Source organism: Bacillus sp. FSL R9-9834 (assembly GCF_038006905.1).
GTDB classification, from domain to species: Bacteria; Bacillota; Bacilli; order Bacillales; family Bacillaceae_G; genus Bacillus_A; species Bacillus_A pacificus.
In genome coordinates this window covers 2,143,403-2,163,560 of the sequence record NZ_JBBOWD010000001.1, presented here as the reverse complement: position 1 = coordinate 2,163,560, position 20,158 = coordinate 2,143,403, and the positions used below count along the sequence as shown (strand labels likewise).

General features: G+C 33.5%; 18 protein-coding genes, 1 pseudogene and 2 other annotated features. Of the genes and pseudogenes, 3 read left to right on the top strand and 16 right to left on the bottom strand.

What is annotated here, in order from left to right:
* Nucleotide 1 precedes the first annotated feature (1 nt).
* From MKY00_RS11210 to MKY00_RS11170, 9 genes and pseudogenes are all read right to left on the bottom strand, one after another.
* On the bottom strand, nucleotides 2-1,456 hold the full coding sequence (locus MKY00_RS11210; RefSeq protein ID WP_016717370.1) for a PH domain-containing protein: 1,455 nt from the start codon (nucleotides 1,454-1,456) through the stop codon (nucleotides 2-4).
* Nucleotides 1,443-1,922: a PH domain-containing protein gene (locus MKY00_RS11205; protein WP_016717369.1), complete on the bottom strand. Its 480-nt coding sequence runs from the start codon at nucleotides 1,920-1,922 to the stop codon at nucleotides 1,443-1,445. The genes MKY00_RS11210 and MKY00_RS11205 overlap by 14 nt, the downstream gene beginning before the upstream one ends.
* Before the next feature lie 19 nt (nucleotides 1,923-1,941).
* Entirely contained in the window at nucleotides 1,942-2,532 is a 591-nt protein-coding gene (locus tag MKY00_RS11200) for a TetR/AcrR family transcriptional regulator (protein ID WP_016717368.1), read from the bottom strand.
* Nucleotides 2,533-3,086: 554 nt separating this feature from the next.
* A complete protein-coding gene (locus MKY00_RS11195; protein WP_016717367.1) occupies nucleotides 3,087-3,527 on the bottom strand; it encodes a GNAT family N-acetyltransferase in 441 nt (146 codons plus the stop codon).
* Nucleotides 3,524-3,997, bottom strand: a complete 474-nt coding sequence (locus MKY00_RS11190) for an SAM-dependent methyltransferase (RefSeq protein WP_016717366.1) — start codon at nucleotides 3,995-3,997, stop codon at nucleotides 3,524-3,526. Before MKY00_RS11190 ends, MKY00_RS11195 begins: the two co-directional genes overlap by 4 nt.
* 87 nt (nucleotides 3,998-4,084) lie before the next feature.
* Nucleotides 4,085-4,783, bottom strand: coding sequence for an aspartate/glutamate racemase family protein (locus tag MKY00_RS11185; protein ID WP_016717365.1), 699 nt, complete (start codon nucleotides 4,781-4,783; stop codon nucleotides 4,085-4,087).
* A gap of 148 nt (nucleotides 4,784-4,931) precedes the next feature.
* A complete protein-coding gene (gene eutG / locus MKY00_RS11180) occupies nucleotides 4,932-6,134 on the bottom strand; it encodes an alcohol dehydrogenase EutG (RefSeq protein ID WP_016717364.1) in 1,203 nt (400 codons plus the stop codon).
* Nucleotides 6,135-6,186: 52 nt separating this feature from the next.
* On the bottom strand, nucleotides 6,187-7,626 hold the full coding sequence (locus MKY00_RS11175; RefSeq protein ID WP_016717363.1) for a GntP family permease: 1,440 nt from the start codon (nucleotides 7,624-7,626) through the stop codon (nucleotides 6,187-6,189).
* Between the two features lie 207 nt (nucleotides 7,627-7,833).
* Nucleotides 7,834-8,420: pseudogene (locus tag MKY00_RS11170) on the bottom strand (HAD-IA family hydrolase); the annotation flags it as partial.
* A 617-nt stretch (nucleotides 8,421-9,037) separates the two neighbouring features.
* Here MKY00_RS11170 and MKY00_RS11160 point away from each other — a divergent pair.
* A complete protein-coding gene (locus MKY00_RS11160; protein ID WP_000028910.1) occupies nucleotides 9,038-9,835 on the top strand; it encodes a lipid II flippase Amj family protein in 798 nt (265 codons plus the stop codon).
* A gap of 24 nt (nucleotides 9,836-9,859) precedes the next feature.
* The gene (locus tag MKY00_RS11155) at nucleotides 9,860-10,435 is read left to right on the top strand and encodes a nucleotidyltransferase family protein (RefSeq protein WP_001025801.1); all 576 of its coding nucleotides are present in this window, start codon (nucleotides 9,860-9,862) and stop codon (nucleotides 10,433-10,435) included.
* A 36-nt stretch (nucleotides 10,436-10,471) separates the two neighbouring features.
* On the opposite strand, the gene MKY00_RS11150 is transcribed toward MKY00_RS11155, so the two are convergent.
* The 6 genes from MKY00_RS11150 to MKY00_RS11125 all read right to left on the bottom strand — a co-directional run bounded on the left by MKY00_RS11150 (nucleotide 10,472) and on the right by MKY00_RS11125 (nucleotide 17,877).
* Complete coding sequence (locus MKY00_RS11150) at nucleotides 10,472-11,386, bottom strand: alpha/beta fold hydrolase (RefSeq protein WP_074585839.1); 915 nt, start codon at nucleotides 11,384-11,386, stop codon at nucleotides 10,472-10,474.
* Nucleotides 11,387-11,423: 37 nt separating this feature from the next.
* Nucleotides 11,424-12,764: a sodium-dependent transporter gene (locus tag MKY00_RS11145; protein ID WP_000814526.1), complete on the bottom strand. Its 1,341-nt coding sequence runs from the start codon at nucleotides 12,762-12,764 to the stop codon at nucleotides 11,424-11,426.
* Nucleotides 12,765-12,880: 116 nt separating this feature from the next.
* Nucleotides 12,881-13,129 (bottom strand) — a binding site (T-box leader).
* Nucleotides 13,130-13,260: 131 nt separating this feature from the next.
* Nucleotides 13,261-13,641 carry a PepSY domain-containing protein gene (locus tag MKY00_RS11140; protein ID WP_016717360.1) on the bottom strand — a complete coding sequence of 127 codons (381 nt, stop codon included), beginning with the start codon at nucleotides 13,639-13,641 and terminating at the stop codon, nucleotides 13,261-13,263.
* Between the two features lie 108 nt (nucleotides 13,642-13,749).
* Nucleotides 13,750-14,664, bottom strand: a complete 915-nt coding sequence (locus MKY00_RS11135; protein WP_016717359.1) for a glycerate kinase — start codon at nucleotides 14,662-14,664, stop codon at nucleotides 13,750-13,752.
* 177 nt (nucleotides 14,665-14,841) lie between these two features.
* Nucleotides 14,842-16,128, bottom strand: a complete 1,287-nt coding sequence (gene aspS, locus MKY00_RS11130; protein WP_016717358.1) for an aspartate--tRNA(Asn) ligase — start codon at nucleotides 16,126-16,128, stop codon at nucleotides 14,842-14,844.
* A 105-nt stretch (nucleotides 16,129-16,233) separates the two neighbouring features.
* Nucleotides 16,234-16,445, bottom strand: a binding site (T-box leader).
* Nucleotides 16,446-16,512: 67 nt separating this feature from the next.
* Nucleotides 16,513-17,877 (bottom strand): UDP-N-acetylmuramoyl-tripeptide--D-alanyl-D-alanine ligase, encoded by a 1,365-nt coding sequence (locus tag MKY00_RS11125; RefSeq protein WP_016717357.1) that lies wholly within the window; start codon nucleotides 17,875-17,877, stop codon nucleotides 16,513-16,515.
* Nucleotides 17,878-17,958: 81 nt separating this feature from the next.
* Here MKY00_RS11125 and MKY00_RS11120 point away from each other — a divergent pair, with 81 nt between their 5' ends.
* On the top strand, nucleotides 17,959-18,441 hold the full coding sequence (locus MKY00_RS11120; RefSeq protein ID WP_016717356.1) for a hypothetical protein: 483 nt from the start codon (nucleotides 17,959-17,961) through the stop codon (nucleotides 18,439-18,441).
* A gap of 103 nt (nucleotides 18,442-18,544) precedes the next feature.
* Here MKY00_RS11120 and MKY00_RS11115 read toward each other — a convergent pair whose 3' ends face one another.
* The gene (locus MKY00_RS11115) at nucleotides 18,545-20,056 is read right to left on the bottom strand and encodes a M36 family metallopeptidase (RefSeq protein ID WP_016717355.1); all 1,512 of its coding nucleotides are present in this window, start codon (nucleotides 20,054-20,056) and stop codon (nucleotides 18,545-18,547) included.
* Nucleotides 20,057-20,158 lie beyond the last annotated feature (102 nt).

Here is a 20,158-nt window from a genome sequence, read left to right as displayed (position 1 = left end):
TTTATCCCTCTTTCTTTATCTTTAGCGTATTTTTATAAATATAGTTTGCAGCATCTACTGGAATATGGCTCAATGAAAACTTAATATTTTCCTTACCTGAAGCAATTGCTAACTTCAAAGATGCTAAATGCTGTTTTTCCTGTAGGTTTGTCTGTCGTACGGAAATCCACTGAATACGCCCTCTTTTAATAATGACTGTTTTACGAGATAAACTTCCATATTGAAGCGTTAAAAAATGTTCATTTTGGTTCCAACCAATCATTTTAAATTCCATCCACCCTAAAAATAAAGGGATAAAGGGGACTATTATTGCGAAGTAATGATAATATGCTGGTATATATAACCATATTGCAATTGCAATAAGAAGTCCTACTATAAAAGGGAGGACTTTATAATGAAAAGAAGCTCCTTTAGTAAGCTGCTGTAAGCAATCACTTTTTTGATAACCAGTAAAAGACTTCAGTAAAGTTTTCACTTTTTTCTTTTTAACAAAAGGGATGATTGCAATGCTTTTTTCATTTTGCTCATTTTGACTATTACGAATAACAATAGCTTGAATAGATGCATACCCTAATAAGCGATGTAATGGTCGCTCAATTATTAGAAGTGCCTGTATACGGCTATTGGTAATTGTTCGATATTTCTTTTCCAATAGCCCTTGTTCAACTTCTAATTCATCTTTACAATTTTTCTTGATCGTGAAATGGTAGTCACTTTCAAAAGTAAGTAATAATGAGAGAATGAACGATATAATCAAAACAAGAACGATTGTTATCACAATCCAATTTGATCCAAACCAATTGAATAAGAAAGTGAATAAGGTATTTTGATTGCCTCCTTTTGTCATATCCCAATATTTGAGTAAGCCCAGGGTTAATATCATTAAGATAACTCCAAATTTCGGTGACAAAAAACTGTGTAAAGCTAAATCACTATTTGACAAATGAAGTATTGATTCATCTATTTCACCTATGGTATCGTCCTGTAAATTCACTTGTAAAATGTCTCGAATACGTCGTTCTTCTTCTTTTGATATACAACTAAAGGTGATACTGGATTCATCTCCACCTGCAAGTTCAATAGTAAGTGTTAGCGTGGAAAAAAAATGATCGTACACACGAATTGTAGAATCAATAGATTGAATACGATCAGGCGTTACCCATTTTTTCTTGATCATAATCAAACCAGATTGAATATAGATCGCCTTCTCTTGAATTTCATAAATAAAGGATTTCCATTTTAAAATTCCTACAATTAAAAACATCATAATCAGAAATACACTTACTATTACTCCAATTTTCACTGTAGAAATTTGGTTTCCCATTTGTTTATGTACCAACAAAACTAATAAGGGAAACAACCAAATATAAGATAAAGATTCTTTTATAGCTACAACGATGAAGTAAAGAATCGAAACTGGATGAAGCTGTTGATTCTTATTCTTAGACTTGTTCATCATATAACCTCGCATAGATTTCAATTTCTTTTCGGATAGAATCTGCCGTTTCTTCAGCTAATCCTGGAATATGATGGCTACCTGCAGCCGTTGATAGCGTAAGGGTATATAAATGATACCTTTTTAAAATAGGACCTTGCTTCGCATCTATATGCTGAACTTTCCCCATAGGTATTAATATTTTTCTTTTAAACAGAATACCTTTTTGAATTTGAATACTAGTTTCGTTTATTTTGTATCGCCATATACGATATCTCCACATTGGTGCCCAATATAATTCAAAAGGAAGGGAAATAATCGCTAAACACGTTGTAATAATGACAATCCATTCGGGCCAATGGAATGTGAACGTACAATATAGCAATGTAACAATGATGACTATGTATACAAATAAGGAGATAATCCCTTCCATCTTTCTTGCAGCAATAACCTTTTTATTTAACCGCTTAAATTTAGAAGCCCCCACTATTTCATCTCCTTTTCTTTTAAATATTTTTTCTAGTGGCAAAATCAAACGTATCAGTTATTTCAGCTATTAATTTTTCCATATCTGAAACATCTTCCTTTGCAATTCGCGGTCCAATTGAGTCAATTACACTTCGTATAGTTTTAGCCATTATAAGAGGTGAAAACTCTCTAAAACTCCCTTCAATTTCTTGCCCCCACTTAAAAATCTCGATTAACGGTTCATATATAGATTCATCTTCATTTTTGTAAAGTAATTCCCCATTTTCAGTTCGAGCATTTGAAACAACTTCAATAATTGCCATCACGTATTTTCTATGCTCAAACATAAACCTTAAATTCGATTCGATATATCCACGAAGAAATGCAGGGGCACTATCTAAGCCTTCCATAGATTTCCCCATATAAGGAACCGCAAGCGCATAAGAATATTCAACAACAGCTTTCATCAATTCTTCTTTATTTGGAAAATGGTACGTTACAACTCCTTTACTAATCCCTCCTTTTTTAGCAATATTTCCAATCGAAGCATTTGAATAACCTCCTTCAACAAGTACTTTTATAGCATCTTCAATAATTTGTGTTCGACGATTTAATTTTTTATTTTCCATACACCAATTTTAGTACGAACGTACTAAAATTGTCAAATGAAAATACAATCCAATTGTATGTATTTGAAAATTGCACTTTAAATCTTCTTATTCAGCTATCCTGCCACGTTGGTAAAATCAGAAACCTTGTTTAAACTGTTGTTAATAAGATTTCTTATCAATCATTAGTTATTAACTTTATACATCCTAAAATACAGATGCTAGCAGTTACCAAATTAAACAGCTACTTGAACGCTCTTCTTAAGGAAAGAACGCTATTTATATTTCCTTAAGCAGTCGCTATCTCTTTAACTGTATTTACTCTCATATAAACACTTTTAATTAGACCAGAAATTCAAAAAACAATATATATTTTTATAACCAAATTAATTGTTATTGTAAATGAAGTATACGGGATCTATAAAATAAAAAAGTACACCACTTTCATTAAGCAGTGTACCAATATTTATATAATATATAACATTATATAAGTTCCTTCCCTTTAGTATAGAAAGGGAACTATAAATGATTTTTTATTTCACAGAGTGAAAACATCTCATTTAACTATACATATCTCAAAAAGTTAATTCATAATGGAAATAACGATTATCTCTCAAATATCCATTTTCAGCGTATAATCGCTGTGCTGATAAATTATCAATCTCTGTTTGTAATTTTACACCTTTTGCACCATTTTCTAAGGCGAATCCTTTCGCAGCTTCTAATAATTTTTTCCCTGTTCCTGCCCCGCGCTTAGCAGCTTGTACAAATAAATCATTTAAAATCCATAATTCTTTCATCGAAATAGAAGAAAATGATGGATATAATTGTGTGAATCCAATATATTCCCCATCTTCAACTGCCACGAAAATAACTGATTCTTTTTTCTCGATTCGATTTCGTAAAAATACTTTTGCTCCTTCTAGATCGGAATCTTGTCTATAAAACATACGATAGTTATTAAAAACTGATGCTAGTCCATCTAAATCTGCAATTGTTGCCTCATATATTCTCATTTTACTCCATTCCCCTTCCAATACTGTTTCATTATATCCGTTGCCCATTTAGGCTGTACAATTTCTTCTTTCGGCATAAACTCTTTCATTATTGGCTTTATATCCAATACAGGGGTGCCATCAATAGCATCTAACCCCTCAACAATAATGGATTTACCTTCTCTTTTGATTACCTTTACAATGGTTGCTCCTATACGATTCGGACGATTTTTCCCACGCTGTGCAAAAATACCTACTTTAGGATAATCATGATTATTTCTAGGATATCTAGCAAAATATTGAATTTGTTCATCAGTTACTTTATGAAAATAAAAAACAACTTCAATATGAGAAAAATCTTCAATCCCTTGTATACTTTCTTCTGTATACATTTCAGTTAAAGTAATATAGGATTTTACTTCTCCCCACTCATCGTCTTTTATTTCCTTTCTTTCATTATGTACAAATGCGATTGGTCGAACTGAAAACATACGCATTCCCCCTTACATGTAACCACTTACATTATAAAATATTTTCTGAATGTTTTCCACATATACAAATTAGATTACATAATATAATTATGATCTATCTTCTACAGCGAAATTAACTGCTTCAACTGCATGTATATAAGTCGTATCGAATATTGGAACTGATACGTCTTCCTGCTTTATTAATAATCCTATTTCTGTACAACCTAAAATGATACCCTGTGCGCCTTTTTGCACTAAATCTTCTATAACTGTTTTATAATACTCTCTGGATTGAGATACGATTTTTCCTAAACATAATTCTGTATATATGACTTCGTTTATTTTTTCTCTATTTTTTTCTAATGGTACTATGACTTTTATATCATTCTCTTTAATACGTGATTTATAGAAATCTTGCTCCATTGTATATTTTGTTCCAAGTAAACCAACAGTTTGAATACCTTTTCTTTTCATTTCTTTCGCAGTTGCATCTGCGATATGTAAGACTGGAATATGAATATTCTCCTTTATTTTCTCAACTACTTTATGCATTGTATTTGTACAAATAATTATAAAATCTGCCCCTGCACTCTGTAACGAATATGCTGCATTCCCTAATACCTCTCCTGCTCCATTCCAATCTCCGTTAGATTGGAACCGTTCAATCTCTTCAAAGTCCACACTATTGATTATACATTTTGCTGAATGTAACCCTCCTAATCTCTTTTTTATTTCTTCATTTATGATTCGATAATATTCAGCAGTTGATTCCCAACTCATACCACCAATTAATCCTATTGTTTTCATAACTACTACACCTACCTCACACTATTTTTATAACCTGATTCAAACATTTTATTATGTATATTATACATAATAAAACAAGACTTTACGTTCAAAATATAAAGTCTTGTTTTAACTATTTCCAAGGAAATTTTATAAGAATATTCTGAAATTAAAACTCTAATGTTTTTATAGAATCTTCATATCGATAATGAAAACATTCTCGATACAACTGTTTAATTTCATCATAGGATGGCACACGTGGGTTATTTGCTGGACTTCCACTTTCAATTGCATCAGATGCCATTTTAGAAATAGCTTTTTCAAATTCAACCTCACCAATTCCGTATTCTTTTAAATTTGGAATACGAAGATCAAAGCAAAGTTTTTTTATTTCCCCGAGCGTGTAATCGGCTACTTCTTCATCACAATAGGAATACATATCTTTATTTAAACAGCGTCCAATTTCTGCTAGTCTTTTTACTGCACTCACTTTTGTATACTCTAAAACTGTAGGTAATAGTATTGCATTTGATATACCATGTGGTACATGAAATAACGCTCCTACTGGTCTTGACATGCCATGAACTAATGTAACAGATGCGTTTGAAAATGCAATTCCAGCTTGTAAGGAAGCAATCATCATCGCTTCTCTTGCCTCCATATTCTCTCCATCTTCATATGCAATACGTAAATATTTCATAATACTTTCAATAGCGGAAAGAGCGAGTACATCTGTAAGTGATTGTGAAACTTTAGAAATATATGCTTCGACTGCATGACATAATGCATCTATCCCTGTTGCTGCTGTAATATGAGGTGGTACAGAACGTGTTAAAATCGGATCAATAATCGCTACTTGCGGGGTAAAACTCGGATGTTTCATCATCATTTTTACATCTGTTCGTTTATTCGTAATTACTGCTACACTTGTTACTTCTGACCCAGTACCCGAAGTTGTTGGAATTGCAATGAGCGGTAGCGGATCATTGTCTATTTCCATATCCTTTTGGACATAATCTTCTACTTCTCCGCCATTTGTATATAACACCGCAACTGCCTTTGCTGCATCAATACAACTTCCACCACCAAGACCGATAATAAAATCACACTTTTCTTCTTTACAAATAGTTAACGCCTCTAACACGTGTATATTTGTAGGCTCAGCATTTACTTTATTATATGTAATAACGGTAATACCTTTTGTATTTAATTGTTGTATACAACTCTCAACATATCCTAAATTCTCCATAATTGTATCAGTTACTATAAAAGCTCTTTTTCCAAACTTCTTGGATTGTTCCCCCAGTTTTTCAAGCGAATTTCTTCCATATAATACAGACTTCGGCATACGAAATTCAGCAACTTCTTGCAAGTACTCCACCTCTTCTTTCCCTAATTAATATTTTCGTCTATAAAATATCTATTTAATAAATTCCTGTTAAAGTATAGAACGCGATAACTAAAAATACAGCAAGCGTTTTCAAAACTGTAATAGCAAATATATCTTTATAAGATTGTTTATGTGTTAACCCAGTTACTGTAAGAATAGTAATGATAGCTCCGTTATGTGGTAATGTATCCATTCCTCCTGATGCCATTGATACGATACGATGCATTACTTCTAACGGAATATCGAATTGATTAGCTGCTGCAATAAACTTATCACCCATTGCACTTAAAACGATTCCCATTCCTCCTGATGCAGAACCTGTAATGCCAGCTAAAATATTCGTCGTGACTGCTCCGTTCACTAGCGGATTTGTAAACGTGGCAGAAATGCCATCTCTCATAATCGCAAAACCTGGAAGTGCTGCGATAACACCACCGAATCCAAACTCAGCTCCTGTATTCATCGTCGCAAGTAACGCTCCGCCAATACTTGTATTCAATCCAGCTTGAAATCCTGTTACGACTCGTTTCCAATATAATAATAACGTTGTTACTATACCTATAATAAGTGCCAATTCTACTGACCAGATTCCAACTACTGCACTTAACTCTACTTTTCCAAATGCCTTCATACCAATTGCAGAAAAATCAAAACCATTCGGATACCACTTCGGTATCATAATAGTAAAAACTTTATTCATTACACCTACTAAAATAAGTGGTATAAAAGCAATTACTTGCTGTGCTCTTGTAATTTCAAGGCTTTTCAGTAACGGCATATCTTTTTGTTCTACTTGTAAAGAAGCTGCCATTTCAGTATTACCATCGTTAAAACCAAAATATCCTTCTCCTGCTGCCTTTGCCTTCTTACGTCTACTCTCTAAATATAGTAAACCTAATGTAAGAACAAAAATTGCTCCTACAATTCCAAGTATCGGTGCAGCATAAATGTCCGTTTTGAAAAAAGTTGTAGGTATTACGTTTTGAATTTGTGGTGATCCAGGTAGCGCATCCATCGTAAACGTGACTGCTCCAAGAACAATCGTTCCAGGGATTAAACGTTTTGGAATATTCGCTTGTCGAAACAGCTTTGCTGCGAATGGATATACAGCAAACACTACTACATACACACTAACACCGCTATACGTTAAAATAGCCCCCATTAATACAATTGCTAATATTGTACGTTTTTCACCAACCAACTCTATAATTGTCTTTGCAATTGAGTCCGCAATTCCTGACATTTCTACTACTTTCCCAAATATTGCTCCAAGTAAAAATACAGGAAAATATAGTTTAATAAAACCTACCATTTTCTCCATAAAAATATTCGAAAAGAAAGGTAATACAAAACTAGGCTCTGTCAAAAATACCGCAAATAAAGCAAAAATCGGTGCAAATAAAATAACAGAAAAGCCTCTATAAGCTACAAACATAAGTAAACTAAGTGCTAATAATATAATAACTAGCTCCAATTATACCCCTCCTTTAACAGAAGATTCAAACTTTTATTGATAAACTTCTACTACTAATCTTTTGATTCTGACATCCCTCCTCTTATTCATACAAATTTTTCATGCTAAAAATGTCTAATTATACATATTCGATTACATATAAAAAATCCCTTTAAACAAAAACGATTTCATCATCATACGTTATAAAGGGATTATTAGTCTCTATATTTACTTCTTTATCAAACTATTTTCTAAACAAAAATGATGTAGTTCTTTTACATCATTTACGATATGAGTCGCACCAACTTCAGTCAACTCTGTTTCACTACCATAACCGTATAAAACACCAATTGAAGCAATCTCATTATAATTCGCACCGATTATATCGTGCTTTCTATCTCCAATCATAACAATTTCTTCTTTATTAAGTTCTTCATTTGTTTGTAAAATATGAGCAATGATTTCTTCTTTTTTATTCTTGTACCATCTAAATTACTTCCAATGATACCTTCGAAATAATTTGTTAGTTGAAAATGCTCTATAACTTGTTCAGCAAATATAGTAGGCTTTGAAGTTGCTATAAATAAACGATTTCCGGTATCTTTTAATTGTTTCAAAAGATTTGGAATATCCTCATATACTTTATTCTCTAACAATCCACGCTGCTTTAAATACTCTCTGAAATAAAAAACAGCTCGTTCAACTTCTCCTTCATTCATATTATATCTCTCTACGAATGATTGCTGGATGGGCGGACCAATAAATGAGTCTAATTCACTTACATGTAATTCTTCGATGCCAACTTTTTTTAACGAATTCCCCGAAAGAATTCTCCTTCCTGGGGCGTGTGAAGGGTGTAGCCCAACGATAGGTGGGAGATGAATTTCGGTTTGACAGTAGTCAAAAAATTTTGATAAACTAGCTATATGAGGTTCTTTGATAACTTGATATAGCAGGTTGCAGGAAGAAAATAGAGTGCGAAAACCAAGCCATTCGGTTCCTGCGTAAAATATCAACCGTATAAAGAGAACATCCAATCGTTGGTCATCTAGGGATGGAACGCCCCGAAGTAACGCTCAGGGAGACGAAAGGTTGCTTTCATCGTGGAACTGAGAAGCTCCCACTTCAAGCTTTGCTAAGTGGTGAGTAGTTCACTGCATACAATACTGAATTTATAATTCCTTCTTTCGGATCCGCCAATGTTCCATCTAAATCAAATAAATATGTTGTGTACACGTTTCAATCCCCCACTCATTTTACTTTATAAGTAACCTATAACAGCTTTTCCTATTACCTCTTTTATTATAATACTATCATTATCTTTTTTTCTGAAAAATTACTTTTCCTATGTCACATACTTTCAGTTACAAAAAAAGATACATATGGTAAAGTGAAAAAGTTACAATTATTTTAATAGAAACTGGTGAAACAAATGTCAATTACGTTAATTTTTATAATGGCTTTCACAATTATTATCCATGCGGTTGAAACTAGCTCTTATAGTATTCGATTAGCTGGTGTACGTTTAAAAAAGATTGCCGTTGCCTTATCCGTCGTAGGAATGGTACTGCTTATTTCTAGAACATCTAACTTACTACAAGCCTTTTTAATCGGTGGTATTGTCGATGAAGCAAAACTAGATTCTTCTATTGATTTAGAGCATATTATACGTCTCGTTCTATTATCTGCTTCTATCGGTACATTACTTGCAATTATACTGTATCCAACTTTGACAAAACTATTTGGATACGTCATTCAAAATTTTGAAACAGATGGTTCATTCATTCGAATGATGAAGACGAATAACATTCAAAAGTTAAAGTACACAAAAAAATATGTACGGTTTCCAAAGTTAGAAATGATTCATAGACTACGCATTGGTGGTATTCCAAAACGTATTATGCTTATTAATATGTTTGCTACTGCTATTTATACAGCAGGTGTTCTTTCTGCCCTTTACGCTTCTTTTCTAAATCCAGATTATGCAACAAACGCAAGTACAGCTTCTGGTCTTGTAAATGGTTTTGCTACAATTTTATTAACCGTACTACTCGATCCACGCATCGCTCTTTTAACAGAACGTGCTTTACAATCAGAGAATGGTGCTGAGTCTATGAGTAAAATGTACGGTTGGCTAATGATTTCTAGACTTTTCGGTACATTATTAGCACAACTACTATTTGTACCAGGTGCTTACTGGATTTTATGGATTATTGAACTAATACATTAATTTACTAGAAAGGTGAATATATCAATGAATATCCAAACAGAGCAACATATCATTCGCTTAATAGAAAACGACGAATGGATGATGAACGTATTACAATTAGCAAAATCACTTGAGCTACCTGATTGGTGGATTTGCGCCGGGTTTGTTCGTTCTAAAATTTGGGATACTTTACATAACTACGAAATAAGAACAACTACACCAGACGTTGATGTCATTTATTTTGACCCTTTTCGTAAAGATGAGATATACGAACAATTATTAGAAAAGAAACTAATAAATTTGGATGCCTCTATACCTTGGTCAGTAAAAAATCAAGCTCGTATGCATGTAGTGAATAATATGCTACCGTACTCTTCTTCTGTTGATGCTATTTCTAAATTTCCTGAAACAGCAACGGCTTTAGGGGTTACATTAGACGAAAAAAACAATGTTATATTAACAGCTCCGTGCGGTATTGAAGATGTCCTTTCCTTACAAGTGAGACCAACAGCTCATTTTCTTGAATCAAAAGAACGATTACATATATACAAAAACAGAGTTATAAAAAAGAATTGGCAAAGTAAGTGGCCTAGCATTACAATCACATATCCAGAAATTTAGAAAGGATGCTTCTTATTTAGAGAAGCACCCTTTTCTTCATTTCAAAAAATGTATGACTGTTTCTGCAAATCTATCTGCTTCCTCATAATGAGGTGAATGACCGCTCTCTTCAAATACGATATACTTGCCGTTTCGGGCATCTTTATTAAATATTTCAATTTGTTTTTCACACGTTACTACATCATGTTTTCCTACAATTAATAGCATTGGATTTTGTACATCTTTTATTTTTCGTAATAATGAAGTATGAAATGCTCCTTCTAATTTTAATCTATCAAAATGAATCTTGGAGCGATTTGAAAATTCTTCCCACTCTTCATCACTATATAAACTCTCGTCTGTCACATCTTCCTTATAATTGTAAAGTTCCATTCTTTTTTCTTCTAATTCATCACTTATTCTTATATAAGCTTCTAACAACTCTTTTGAACAAGCATCGCTAGATGAATAAGCAAAGCACTCTTTTGCTACTTCTCCTTTTCCATACTTTTTTAATAAATGCCCTGCCTTTTGTAACAAAGCCCTACTTGTTAATGCGAAATCGAAAGTTGGTCCTTCAAATATTATTTTCTCTATTGAACTTGGATATATCGATGCATATAACAATGCTAAATATCCACCGAAAGAATGTCCAATTACAGACCATTTCTCAATTTGTAATACTTTTTTTAATTCCTCACAGTCTTCAATCAAATCATTTAATCCAAAAGCTTCGTCTTCAGTAATTTTTTCTGAGCGACAAACACCTCTTTGATCTATCATAATTACATATAAAGAATCTTTTAAACGTTCCGCTTGATGAAATGAAAAATCATAGCAACTTTCCCCCGGTCCACCATGCAAGTATAGAACTGGCTTATTTTTAGGATTTCCATGTGTTTCAACGTATAGCTTTTTCCCTCTAATATGCATGTATTCCCCTGTTTCTATCAAATTCGCCTTTATGATCATCACCTTCTTTTTTTACTGAATATTATAACATCTACTGTTAAATAATCCCTATTACATTTAAAAAGACGATAATGATTGCGAGTGGTGCTACAAATCGAAGTAAAAACGCCCAACAAGTAAATACTTTCTTTCCATAATTACCACCTACAAAAAACTCTGCTTCTAATACCTTGTTTTCCATTTTAAATGAAACGAAAATACTAATAAATAGTGCACCAAGTGGCATTAATATATTACTAGATAAGAAGTCTACTGCATCAAAAATATTCTTTCCGAAAATCGTAATATCACTCCATATTCCAAATGATAACGCTGATGGTATACCTACTAAGAAAATGCCGAAACCGATCATCCATGATAATTTCGTTCTCTTTTCTTGTTCCCCATTTGCTAATGCTGAAACAACTGTCTCTAGTAAAGAAAATGCCGATGTTAATGTCGCAAATGTAAATAGTGCAAGGAATACTGTTAAGAAAAACCCACCAAATGGAATTTGACTAAATACAGATGGTAATACGATAAATAGTAATCCAGGCCCTTCTGTTGGTTCCATTCCTAATGAAAATACAGCTGGAAAAATAGCAAGACCCGCAAATAATGAAACAAATAAATTCAACCCAACGATTGTTATTGCTGATTTTGGTAAACTTTCTTTTTTATTTAAATAGGAACTATATGTGACCATTATTGAAATCCCGATACTAATCGCAAAGAATGATTGACCCATTGCGAACAAAATACTTTCTGAAGTAATCTTTGAAAAATCTGGTTGTAAGAAAAACTTCACACCTTTCATTGCATTATCAAGTGTTAATGAACGAATAATAAGAGCGACAAATAAAACGAACAACGCTGGCAACATATATTTACTTGCCTTTTCAATTCCGTTTTGTACACCTTTTGATACGACCCAAATCGTAATGAACATAAAAGCGAAATGTCCCATAATTGCCCAAGCCGGATTTCCAATTGTTTCAGTAAATAATGCACCGTAATTTTGTCCTGGAGTAATAAGTTGTCCCGTTACTCCTCTGAATAAATAAATGAATACCCATCCACCTACAACACTATAAAACGAAAGTAATATAAAACACGTTCCAACACCAAGGCGTCCAATCCAGTGCCATCCTGTATTTGGTGCAATACTTTTAAATGCGCCAACTGCTTGTTTCTGCGTACTGCGTCCAATCATAAATTCAGCTATAAGTAGTGGTAATCCAATTAATACAGTAAATAATATAAAGATTAAAAAGAATGCTCCTCCCCCGCTCTTCCCAGCGATATAAGGAAACTTCCATATTGCGCCAAGTCCAATTGCCGATCCTGCTGCAGCCATTATAAAACCTAATTTCGAAGTCCATTGCTCTGTCTGTTTCATCTTATTTTCCTCCTAATTAAATTTATTTATATAAATAATCAAATTATATAGACCAATTCAAATAAACCCTCCATTTCTATTTCTATAAAATAAAAAAATGGCTTAGCGTCTCTATATAAAGAGACGCTAAGCCATTTGCTTAACGCGGTACCACTCTTATTGATTCTATTATGAATCCACCTTAGTAGTAATCGTTTGATTACAAACCTAATATCGAAGGTTAACCGTTAAGATTTACTAAGAATGTGATTCCGTTCCACCTTACTGCTCCTAGGCGAGTTCAGGATGTCATTTGACTATGTCACACCAACCCATAGCTCTCTGTACAAATATACGACCTTACTACTCCTATTCAACACATTTTAATATTTAGAATATATTTTCTTTTGAAATTAATATGAAGTATATCGGTTATATTTGTAACTGTCAAGCTATATATTAATTTTTTTGTCGAAAAGAATGTTCCATTGTAACTTTGTACAATAAAGCAGTGTTATTAATCATCTAGATCATCATGATCCATATCGTCTTCATCTTGTTCATCATCATCTTCATTTTTTATTAATTCAAATTCCTTTTCCGCTATGATATTCCCGTTTTTCTTATTAATATATATTTCTTCCTCACCTACATTTGTTTCTACCTCTATTTCATATACACCATTATCGTCCATACGTTCTACATCAATTTCCTCTACAACTCCATTTACCTTTTCAACTGCAATTTGTTTAGCTGTTTCCGGACTAAGCTCTTTACTTTTATAACTTTTTTCTTTTGTCTCTTCAAATCCCGTTTCTTCATGTTCCATTGCATTTACACCATATGCTGTCCCTCCAGCAATTAAAAGCACCATTACAATTCCAATCCATAATTTCATTTCATGTTCCTCCTCTTTATTTCTTTCTTACTTACATACTAAAATGTTAAAATGAAAGAAAACTGTGAGAAACATTAAAATTTGATGAGAACCCGTTTATTGTTGTGATTATCCTTCGTCATCATCTTCTTGATCATCATTGCCTTCTTCTTGATCATCTTCATCTTGTTGTTGTGATGACTCCTTTTGCTGAATAGCATTATTTACCGATGTAGTTGATATAATTTCTCCTGTTATTGTATGTACTCTTACATCAACCGTTTCTGTTTGTTTTTTTATTATAATTTGGTAGGTAGCCATACCATTTATATCAACTATACTTACCTTCTCGATAGAACCACCTTGTACTTTTTGTAACGCAACTTCTTTCGCCTGCTCTTCTGTTATAACTTTTTGTATTTGTGAAGTACCAATAAAAGCGCCTGTATTTTCTTCAATTTCTACTATCACATTCTCATTTGCACTTTTCTCTATTTCTATTACATATATATTCTTTTCATTTTTTTGCTCAAGCCTAATTCTCTTTACATTCCCTGGCACTTGCTGCACTGCAATTTCTTTTGCCTGCTCTTCTGTAATTTTTGTCATCGGCTTCTCTAACAATTGAATTTGACCAGTTGTTTTTTCAATCTCAACTACCTTACTTTGCTTATCATTTGTTTCTACCGTAATTACAAACACTTCTATCTCATTTCTCTTTTCTAATATAGTATGTTTAATTTCACCTTGTACTTTCTGTAGCGCCATTTCAATAACAGCTGTACGCTCACCATTTCTCGTTTCAAAAATACCAAAATAAGATTGTATTTCGTCTCCAACAGGTCCCGTTACTTGTACGTTATACATTTTTCCACCAGTAATATTTATAATTGCCTCTGTAAACCCTTCCCCGCCATCAACCATCGGTAAAGTCTCTACAGTAGCAAGTGGCATAACTTTTAAAATCCCTTCTTTCATTACATCAGCAGCTTCCTTCGCCCCTAAACTTTCTTTAAATCCTGATGGTACAACTAAAATACGCATGTAATATTTCTCCCTTCACCTTATATATCTTTCGTATCTACCGCTTATATTAAAGATGAAAAAAGAGAGCACAATTAAGCTTCCATTAAAATTTGATGAGAAAGTGCTGAATTTTGCGAACTAAAAAATCCGTTACACTATAAAATAGCGCAACGGATGCATTTCCTTCTCTTATCATTAAGGAATAAGCCTTGTACAGTCCCTTGGAAAAGCACTCGCCTCTCGTACATTTGTTAATTCTAACAGTTTGTATACAATTCTCTCTAATCCAATTCCAAAACCACCGTGCGGGGGACAACCGTATCGGAATGTATTTAAATAAGATTGAAATGTATCTGGATGTAATCCTTTTTCTTTAAAAGAAGCTAGTAACATTTCATAATTATGAATTCTCTGTGCCCCTGAAGTTATTTCTAATCCTTTATATAGTAAGTCAAACGAATCAGTAATAGTTGGATTCTCGTTATTCGGCATCGTATACATCGGTCTCGCTTCTTTCGGATAATGTGTAATGAAAACAAATTCACTCTTATATGTTTCCTTCACATATTTCCCTAGTAGCTTTTCACCTTCTGTATCTAAATCCCCTACAGGAGATTCTTTACGATACTTACTTTTCAAGATTTTTTGTGCTTGTAACAATGTAATTTTCGGTATTTCAGTAATAACAGGTATTCCTATTTGTAATAGTTGTAGCTCTTTTTCACAGTTTTTTGCTACTTGTTGAAACATATATCTTAAAACATCCGTTTCTAATTGCATCACTTCATGAAAATCATTTATAAAGCCAATCTCTACGTCTAACGATATATATTCATTTAAATGACGGGAAGAATTGTGATGTTCCGCTCTATATACAGGTGCAATTTCAAAAACACGTTCTAATCCTCCCGCTACCATCATTTGCTTATAAAACTGTGGTGATTGAGCTAAATACGCTTCTTTTTGGAAGTATGGCAGCTTAAAAACATTTGCTCCTCCTTCTGCCCCCTGCGAAACAATTTTTGGAGTAAATATACGTGTGAAATCGTTCTCTATAAGGAATTCACTAAAGCTCTGGACGAGCGTAGATTTCACTTTAAATATAGCCGCGGTTCGCTCATGTCTTAATGATAATACCCGTTCATTCAGTAGTTGATCTAAGCCGACTTGTAACTTCTTTTTATTTATTTCAAATGGAAGTGGTTCTGCGCCATTTAATATTTTCACTTCGTGAGCAAGCACTTCAATCCCTAATTCTGTTTTCGAAGTCTCTACTATTTGGCCTACGACTTGAACAACACTTTCCACATCTACTTTAAATCCAGCTAGCTTGTTTTCTAATACGCATTGCATAACCCCTGATCGATCCCTTATTAATAAAAAACTAACATTACCTAGATGACGAATCTTTTTTACCCATCCTTGAAGTAATACAACTTTTCCGCTTTGCTTTGTACATTCTTTTGTGAGTGAACGCTTCATTACATTTCCCTCCAGTAAATTTATATTTATTTACGTTATTGTTATCATCGTCATCATCCACGGTCACTCACCTCCTTTCAAAGAATACAAAAATCCGCCCCTATAAATAGGGACGGATTTTTCCGCGGTACCACCCAAATTGTCATAATGACCATCTTAGTCCTGATAACGGTAGGTACCGTTTGCTTTTACTAATTATCACGTTCAAAGCAACACTCACAGGTGTCTTTCCATCATGCGGTATCACAATCTTCTCAGCAACCGATTGCTCTCTGTAGACCTTTGCATCATGTACTTTTCCTGATCATCACTTTTTATATTTACAGAGTATTCTATCTCTTCGGTTTATAAATTGCAAGTAATTTTTAAATATATTTAAATTTTTCACATCCAGTTTTGTACAATCTCCTCTAAAGCCATTCCACGTGAACCTTTCAATAAAACAACATCCTTTTTCGTTATAACTTTCAATATTTCCTCTGCTATCTCGTCTTTATTATCAAATGACTGTACTTTTCCTGTATGATAGTTCTTTCTTGCTTCTTCCGCTACGATTTCAGATAACGCTCCATACGTAAATACATATTGGATGCTCTCTTCATTTAACATTTTACCAATTTCTCTATGATATGTTTTAGCTTCCTTCCCTAACTCCAACATATCCCCAATTACGATTATTTTTTTCTCATAGGCATTTAATTTCTGTAACGTTTCAATTGCAGCCTTCATTGAGGAGGGACTTGCATTCCATGCATCGTTAATAATTGTAAAACCTGTTTTAGCGGTTAAAAACTGAAAGCGCATTTGTGTAATATTTATTTGCTGCAATGCTTCTTGTATTTTTTCTATAGGGACTTTGTAAAATTGCCCTACAGCAATTCCGACAATCGCATTTAAAATATTATGTTTTCCATGTAAGGGAACATCGTACTGTATTTTTGTATTATTTAATTTAAAATGAACACCATATTCATCTAATTGTACGTTCGTTGGAAACAAATCATTTGTATACTTTCCACCAAATGACTTACTTTCTATACCTAGCATATTAATATTTTGAGAAAGTAATGGCTCGTCGCCATTATATAGGAACAGTCCATCGTCATTTAATCCGTCTATAATTTCAAATTTAGCCTTTGCAATCTCTTCTCTTGATCCAAGCGTCTCTAGATGTGACTGTCCAATCATTGTAATAATCGCTACATCTGGCTGTGCTATTCGTGATAAATTTCGAATTTGTCCTTTTTCACTCATTCCCATTTCAAGTATTAAAAACTCTGTATCTCGTTTCATCTCTAAAATTGTTAACGGCAAACCGATTTGACTATTAAAATTACCTTTTGTTTTATGCACTCGATAAGTTGAACTTAAAATACCTCCTATTATATCTTTTACCGTAGTCTTGCCATTACTACCTGTAATTCCAATTACTTTTACATTTATCTCTCTTCGATAAAATTGTGCCAATTGTTGCAAAGCAAACAAAGTGTCATCTACAAATATAATTGGAATCCCTTTTGGCGGAGTACCGTAAGACTTTTTCCATAAGGAAGCGACAGCTCCATTATCCATTGCTTCTTTCACATACTCATGCCCATCTTTCACCCTAATGATTGGAACAAATAAATTTCCTTCTTTCATGTTTTTGGAATCTATGCAGACACCATGCATCTCGATAAGATGAAACGATTCTTGTAATCCTTCACCATTTACTACTTTTTCAAGTTTTTTCAAATTCATTTGAATCAAAGTATCACATTTTTCCATTTAATTACATATTTACCGTTTTATTTACGCATATTAATAAAAATTTTATAGCGAGGTGTTTATATGAAAAAAGCGATTAGTTTCTTTCTTCTTTTGTTATGCCTAATTGTAGTGAATGAAACGTACGCCTATTCACCAAAATCTTTACCTATCTCTCAAAACTCTGATCAATGGCAAGTGAATATTGCTGAACCGAAAAAAGTAAACAAAAAAAAGCTTCAAGCTAAAAAAGATGAATTCCAAACTTATCAATTTTCAGTAAAAAATGTTGGAAACAGTGAAGTATATAACGTACAAGTCGAAGTATTCCGCAACGAACCAAAAACAAAAACGAAATATGAACTCTTTTCTCTAAAGGAAAGTCGTTTAGCAAGTGGAAAAACTGGATTTGAACATGTTAATTTTCCAGTTTCTACAAAAGCGGATGAAGTTGATGTAATTATTACTTGGCAAGAACACCCTTTCCGCTCCATGAGAAATGGTCAAAAAGTAGAGTCTAGAAAATTTAAAGAGCATTTTGTTTTTAAAGACGAAAAAAACAAATGAAATGCGAATAAATTCACATTATCATTCATATAGCTTACTTTACTAGTACCAGTTCTTAAGCAAATTAAAAAGTCGTGGCTTATACATGCCACGACTTTTTATATTAATTCGTACTAATTCCTCTCGCTGCCCAAATACGATCGATATCCGCAGCATGTTGTCCGCCATATAAAAGAGCATCCGCTTGCTTAATCGCTTTCGCTCCATCACTGAATTTAGAGTTTGGTGTTAACGACCAGTGCGATTGTAAAATAATTTTCGTTGCTACATCACGACCAAATGCTTGTGCCATTTCATATTGGCCTTGTGCCCAAATTTCTCCATCATCATGTACTTCATTCGTAATATCTTTCGGATACACTTTATTATTATCTAATCGGCGTAAGCACGTTGGATCTGAACTAGAATAAGCAGTCGCATCCCATTCTCCAACACATGCTTTTCCGTACCCTGTAGTTGATACTGCATCTTCATACGTAGCACCTAAGAAGTCTCCAAATCCTTCTCCCATCGCTCCGCCTTCTGCCGAACTACCAAAACCAGGAACTTGATTATCTTGAATCGAATGTCCATATTCATGTGCGATAATACCCGCATCTTCTGCATCATCTACTCCGCCAGTACCAAATGTTAAAGCTTTCGTTGTCGGAGAATAAAATGAGTTGTCCGCCGTCGTTCCATTTACATTCACTTTAATAGAGCGATTATTAATATTTTTAAAACCTAGACTTTGAATGTAACGTTGTAAAGTATCGATATGATAATACGACATCACATCTTCAAAGCTATCATTTGCACGTGTATAGTTAAATTGTAAGTTTGTAGATTTCGTTTTTGCTTTTGAAGAAATCGTTACATACTCTCCAATTAAAAATCCTGTCCCATCTAAACCTTTTAACGTAACAGTCTTTAATTGGTTTGTTAACTCTGTTGAATCTGCATCATTATTATCTTTTAAACCTACTTTACTACCGCTAGATACGACTGGGTTAGGTAAAAATACTTTTCCTGATCCTTCTGCTTTACGGTTTATATCAACCTTTTTAATTAACTTTCCATTTTCTGCATCAACAAATGTTTCCCATGCACCAAATGGATTATTAGAATGGACTACAACTTTATATACTGGACGAGCAATTCCCTCTTCAATAATATATCCAAATTCTTTCTCTGTAGGAGCCCATAAGTTTTGTTCACTTGCTTCTCCAACATACGCCATTGATTTTTGTATTGCATCTTTTTCACTAATTTTTGTCGTAGCTTCCTTCACACCTTTAACAGATTGATAATCAGAAACAGCAAGTACTCCTTTTCCCTCACCGTTAAGAGTAACTGTAATTTGTTTTGAAAATACAGGCGCACCATTCACAACTTGTTGGAACCTAACATATGAAGCTACTGACGTTTCTGTTGTAGAAATATATTGTAAGTCTGAAAGGTCTGCTTTTAATCCATACTGCGCAGCATTTTCTTTTAAATATTCAGTTGCTTTTTTCTGCGGCGAATAAGCTTCTAGCTTTACTTGCTGTTGTTTTTCCAATGCCGAAACTGTAGTAATCGTCCCCATTACTAACGGCACAGTCATTGCCATTGCCACCATTTTTTTATTAAACATAGAACCACTCCCCCTAATAAAGTAGCTCAACCTTATCCCATTACCACTAGGCAATCATTCCCCATAAAATGGGGGGAATAAAAATTGAATCTACGAGTAATT

Excerpts from the sequence above, each read along its gene's own strand:
- aspS (WP_016717358.1), bottom strand. The coding sequence starts at position 16,128 with ATGAAGCGTTCACTCACAAAAGAATGTACAAAGCAAAGCGGAAAAGTT.
- MKY00_RS11210 (WP_016717370.1), bottom strand. The coding sequence starts at position 1,456 with ATGAACAAGTCTAAGAATAAGAATCAACAGCTTCATCCAGTTTCGATT.
- MKY00_RS11145 (WP_000814526.1), bottom strand. The coding sequence starts at position 12,764 with ATGAAACAGACAGAGCAATGGACTTCGAAATTAGGTTTTATAATGGCT.
- MKY00_RS11155 (WP_001025801.1), top strand. The coding sequence starts at position 9,860 with ATGAATATCCAAACAGAGCAACATATCATTCGCTTAATAGAAAACGAC.
- MKY00_RS11115 (WP_016717355.1), bottom strand. The coding sequence starts at position 20,056 with ATGTTTAATAAAAAAATGGTGGCAATGGCAATGACTGTGCCGTTAGTA.
- MKY00_RS11195 (WP_016717367.1), bottom strand. The coding sequence starts at position 3,527 with ATGAGAATATATGAGGCAACAATTGCAGATTTAGATGGACTAGCATCA.
- MKY00_RS11135 (WP_016717359.1), bottom strand. The coding sequence starts at position 14,664 with ATGCGTATTTTAGTTGTACCATCAGGATTTAAAGAAAGTTTAGGGGCG.
- MKY00_RS11140 (WP_016717360.1), bottom strand. The coding sequence starts at position 13,641 with ATGAAATTATGGATTGGAATTGTAATGGTGCTTTTAATTGCTGGAGGG.
- MKY00_RS11190 (WP_016717366.1), bottom strand. The coding sequence starts at position 3,997 with ATGTTTTCAGTTCGACCAATCGCATTTGTACATAATGAAAGAAAGGAA.
- MKY00_RS11120 (WP_016717356.1), top strand. The coding sequence starts at position 17,959 with ATGAAAAAAGCGATTAGTTTCTTTCTTCTTTTGTTATGCCTAATTGTA.
- MKY00_RS11160 (WP_000028910.1), top strand. The coding sequence starts at position 9,038 with ATGTCAATTACGTTAATTTTTATAATGGCTTTCACAATTATTATCCAT.
- MKY00_RS11200 (WP_016717368.1), bottom strand. The coding sequence starts at position 2,532 with ATGGAAAATAAAAAATTAAATCGTCGAACACAAATTATTGAAGATGCT.
- MKY00_RS11150 (WP_074585839.1), bottom strand. The coding sequence starts at position 11,386 with ATGATCATAAAGGCGAATTTGATAGAAACAGGGGAATACATGCATATT.
- MKY00_RS11185 (WP_016717365.1), bottom strand. The coding sequence starts at position 4,783 with ATGAAAACAATAGGATTAATTGGTGGTATGAGTTGGGAATCAACTGCT.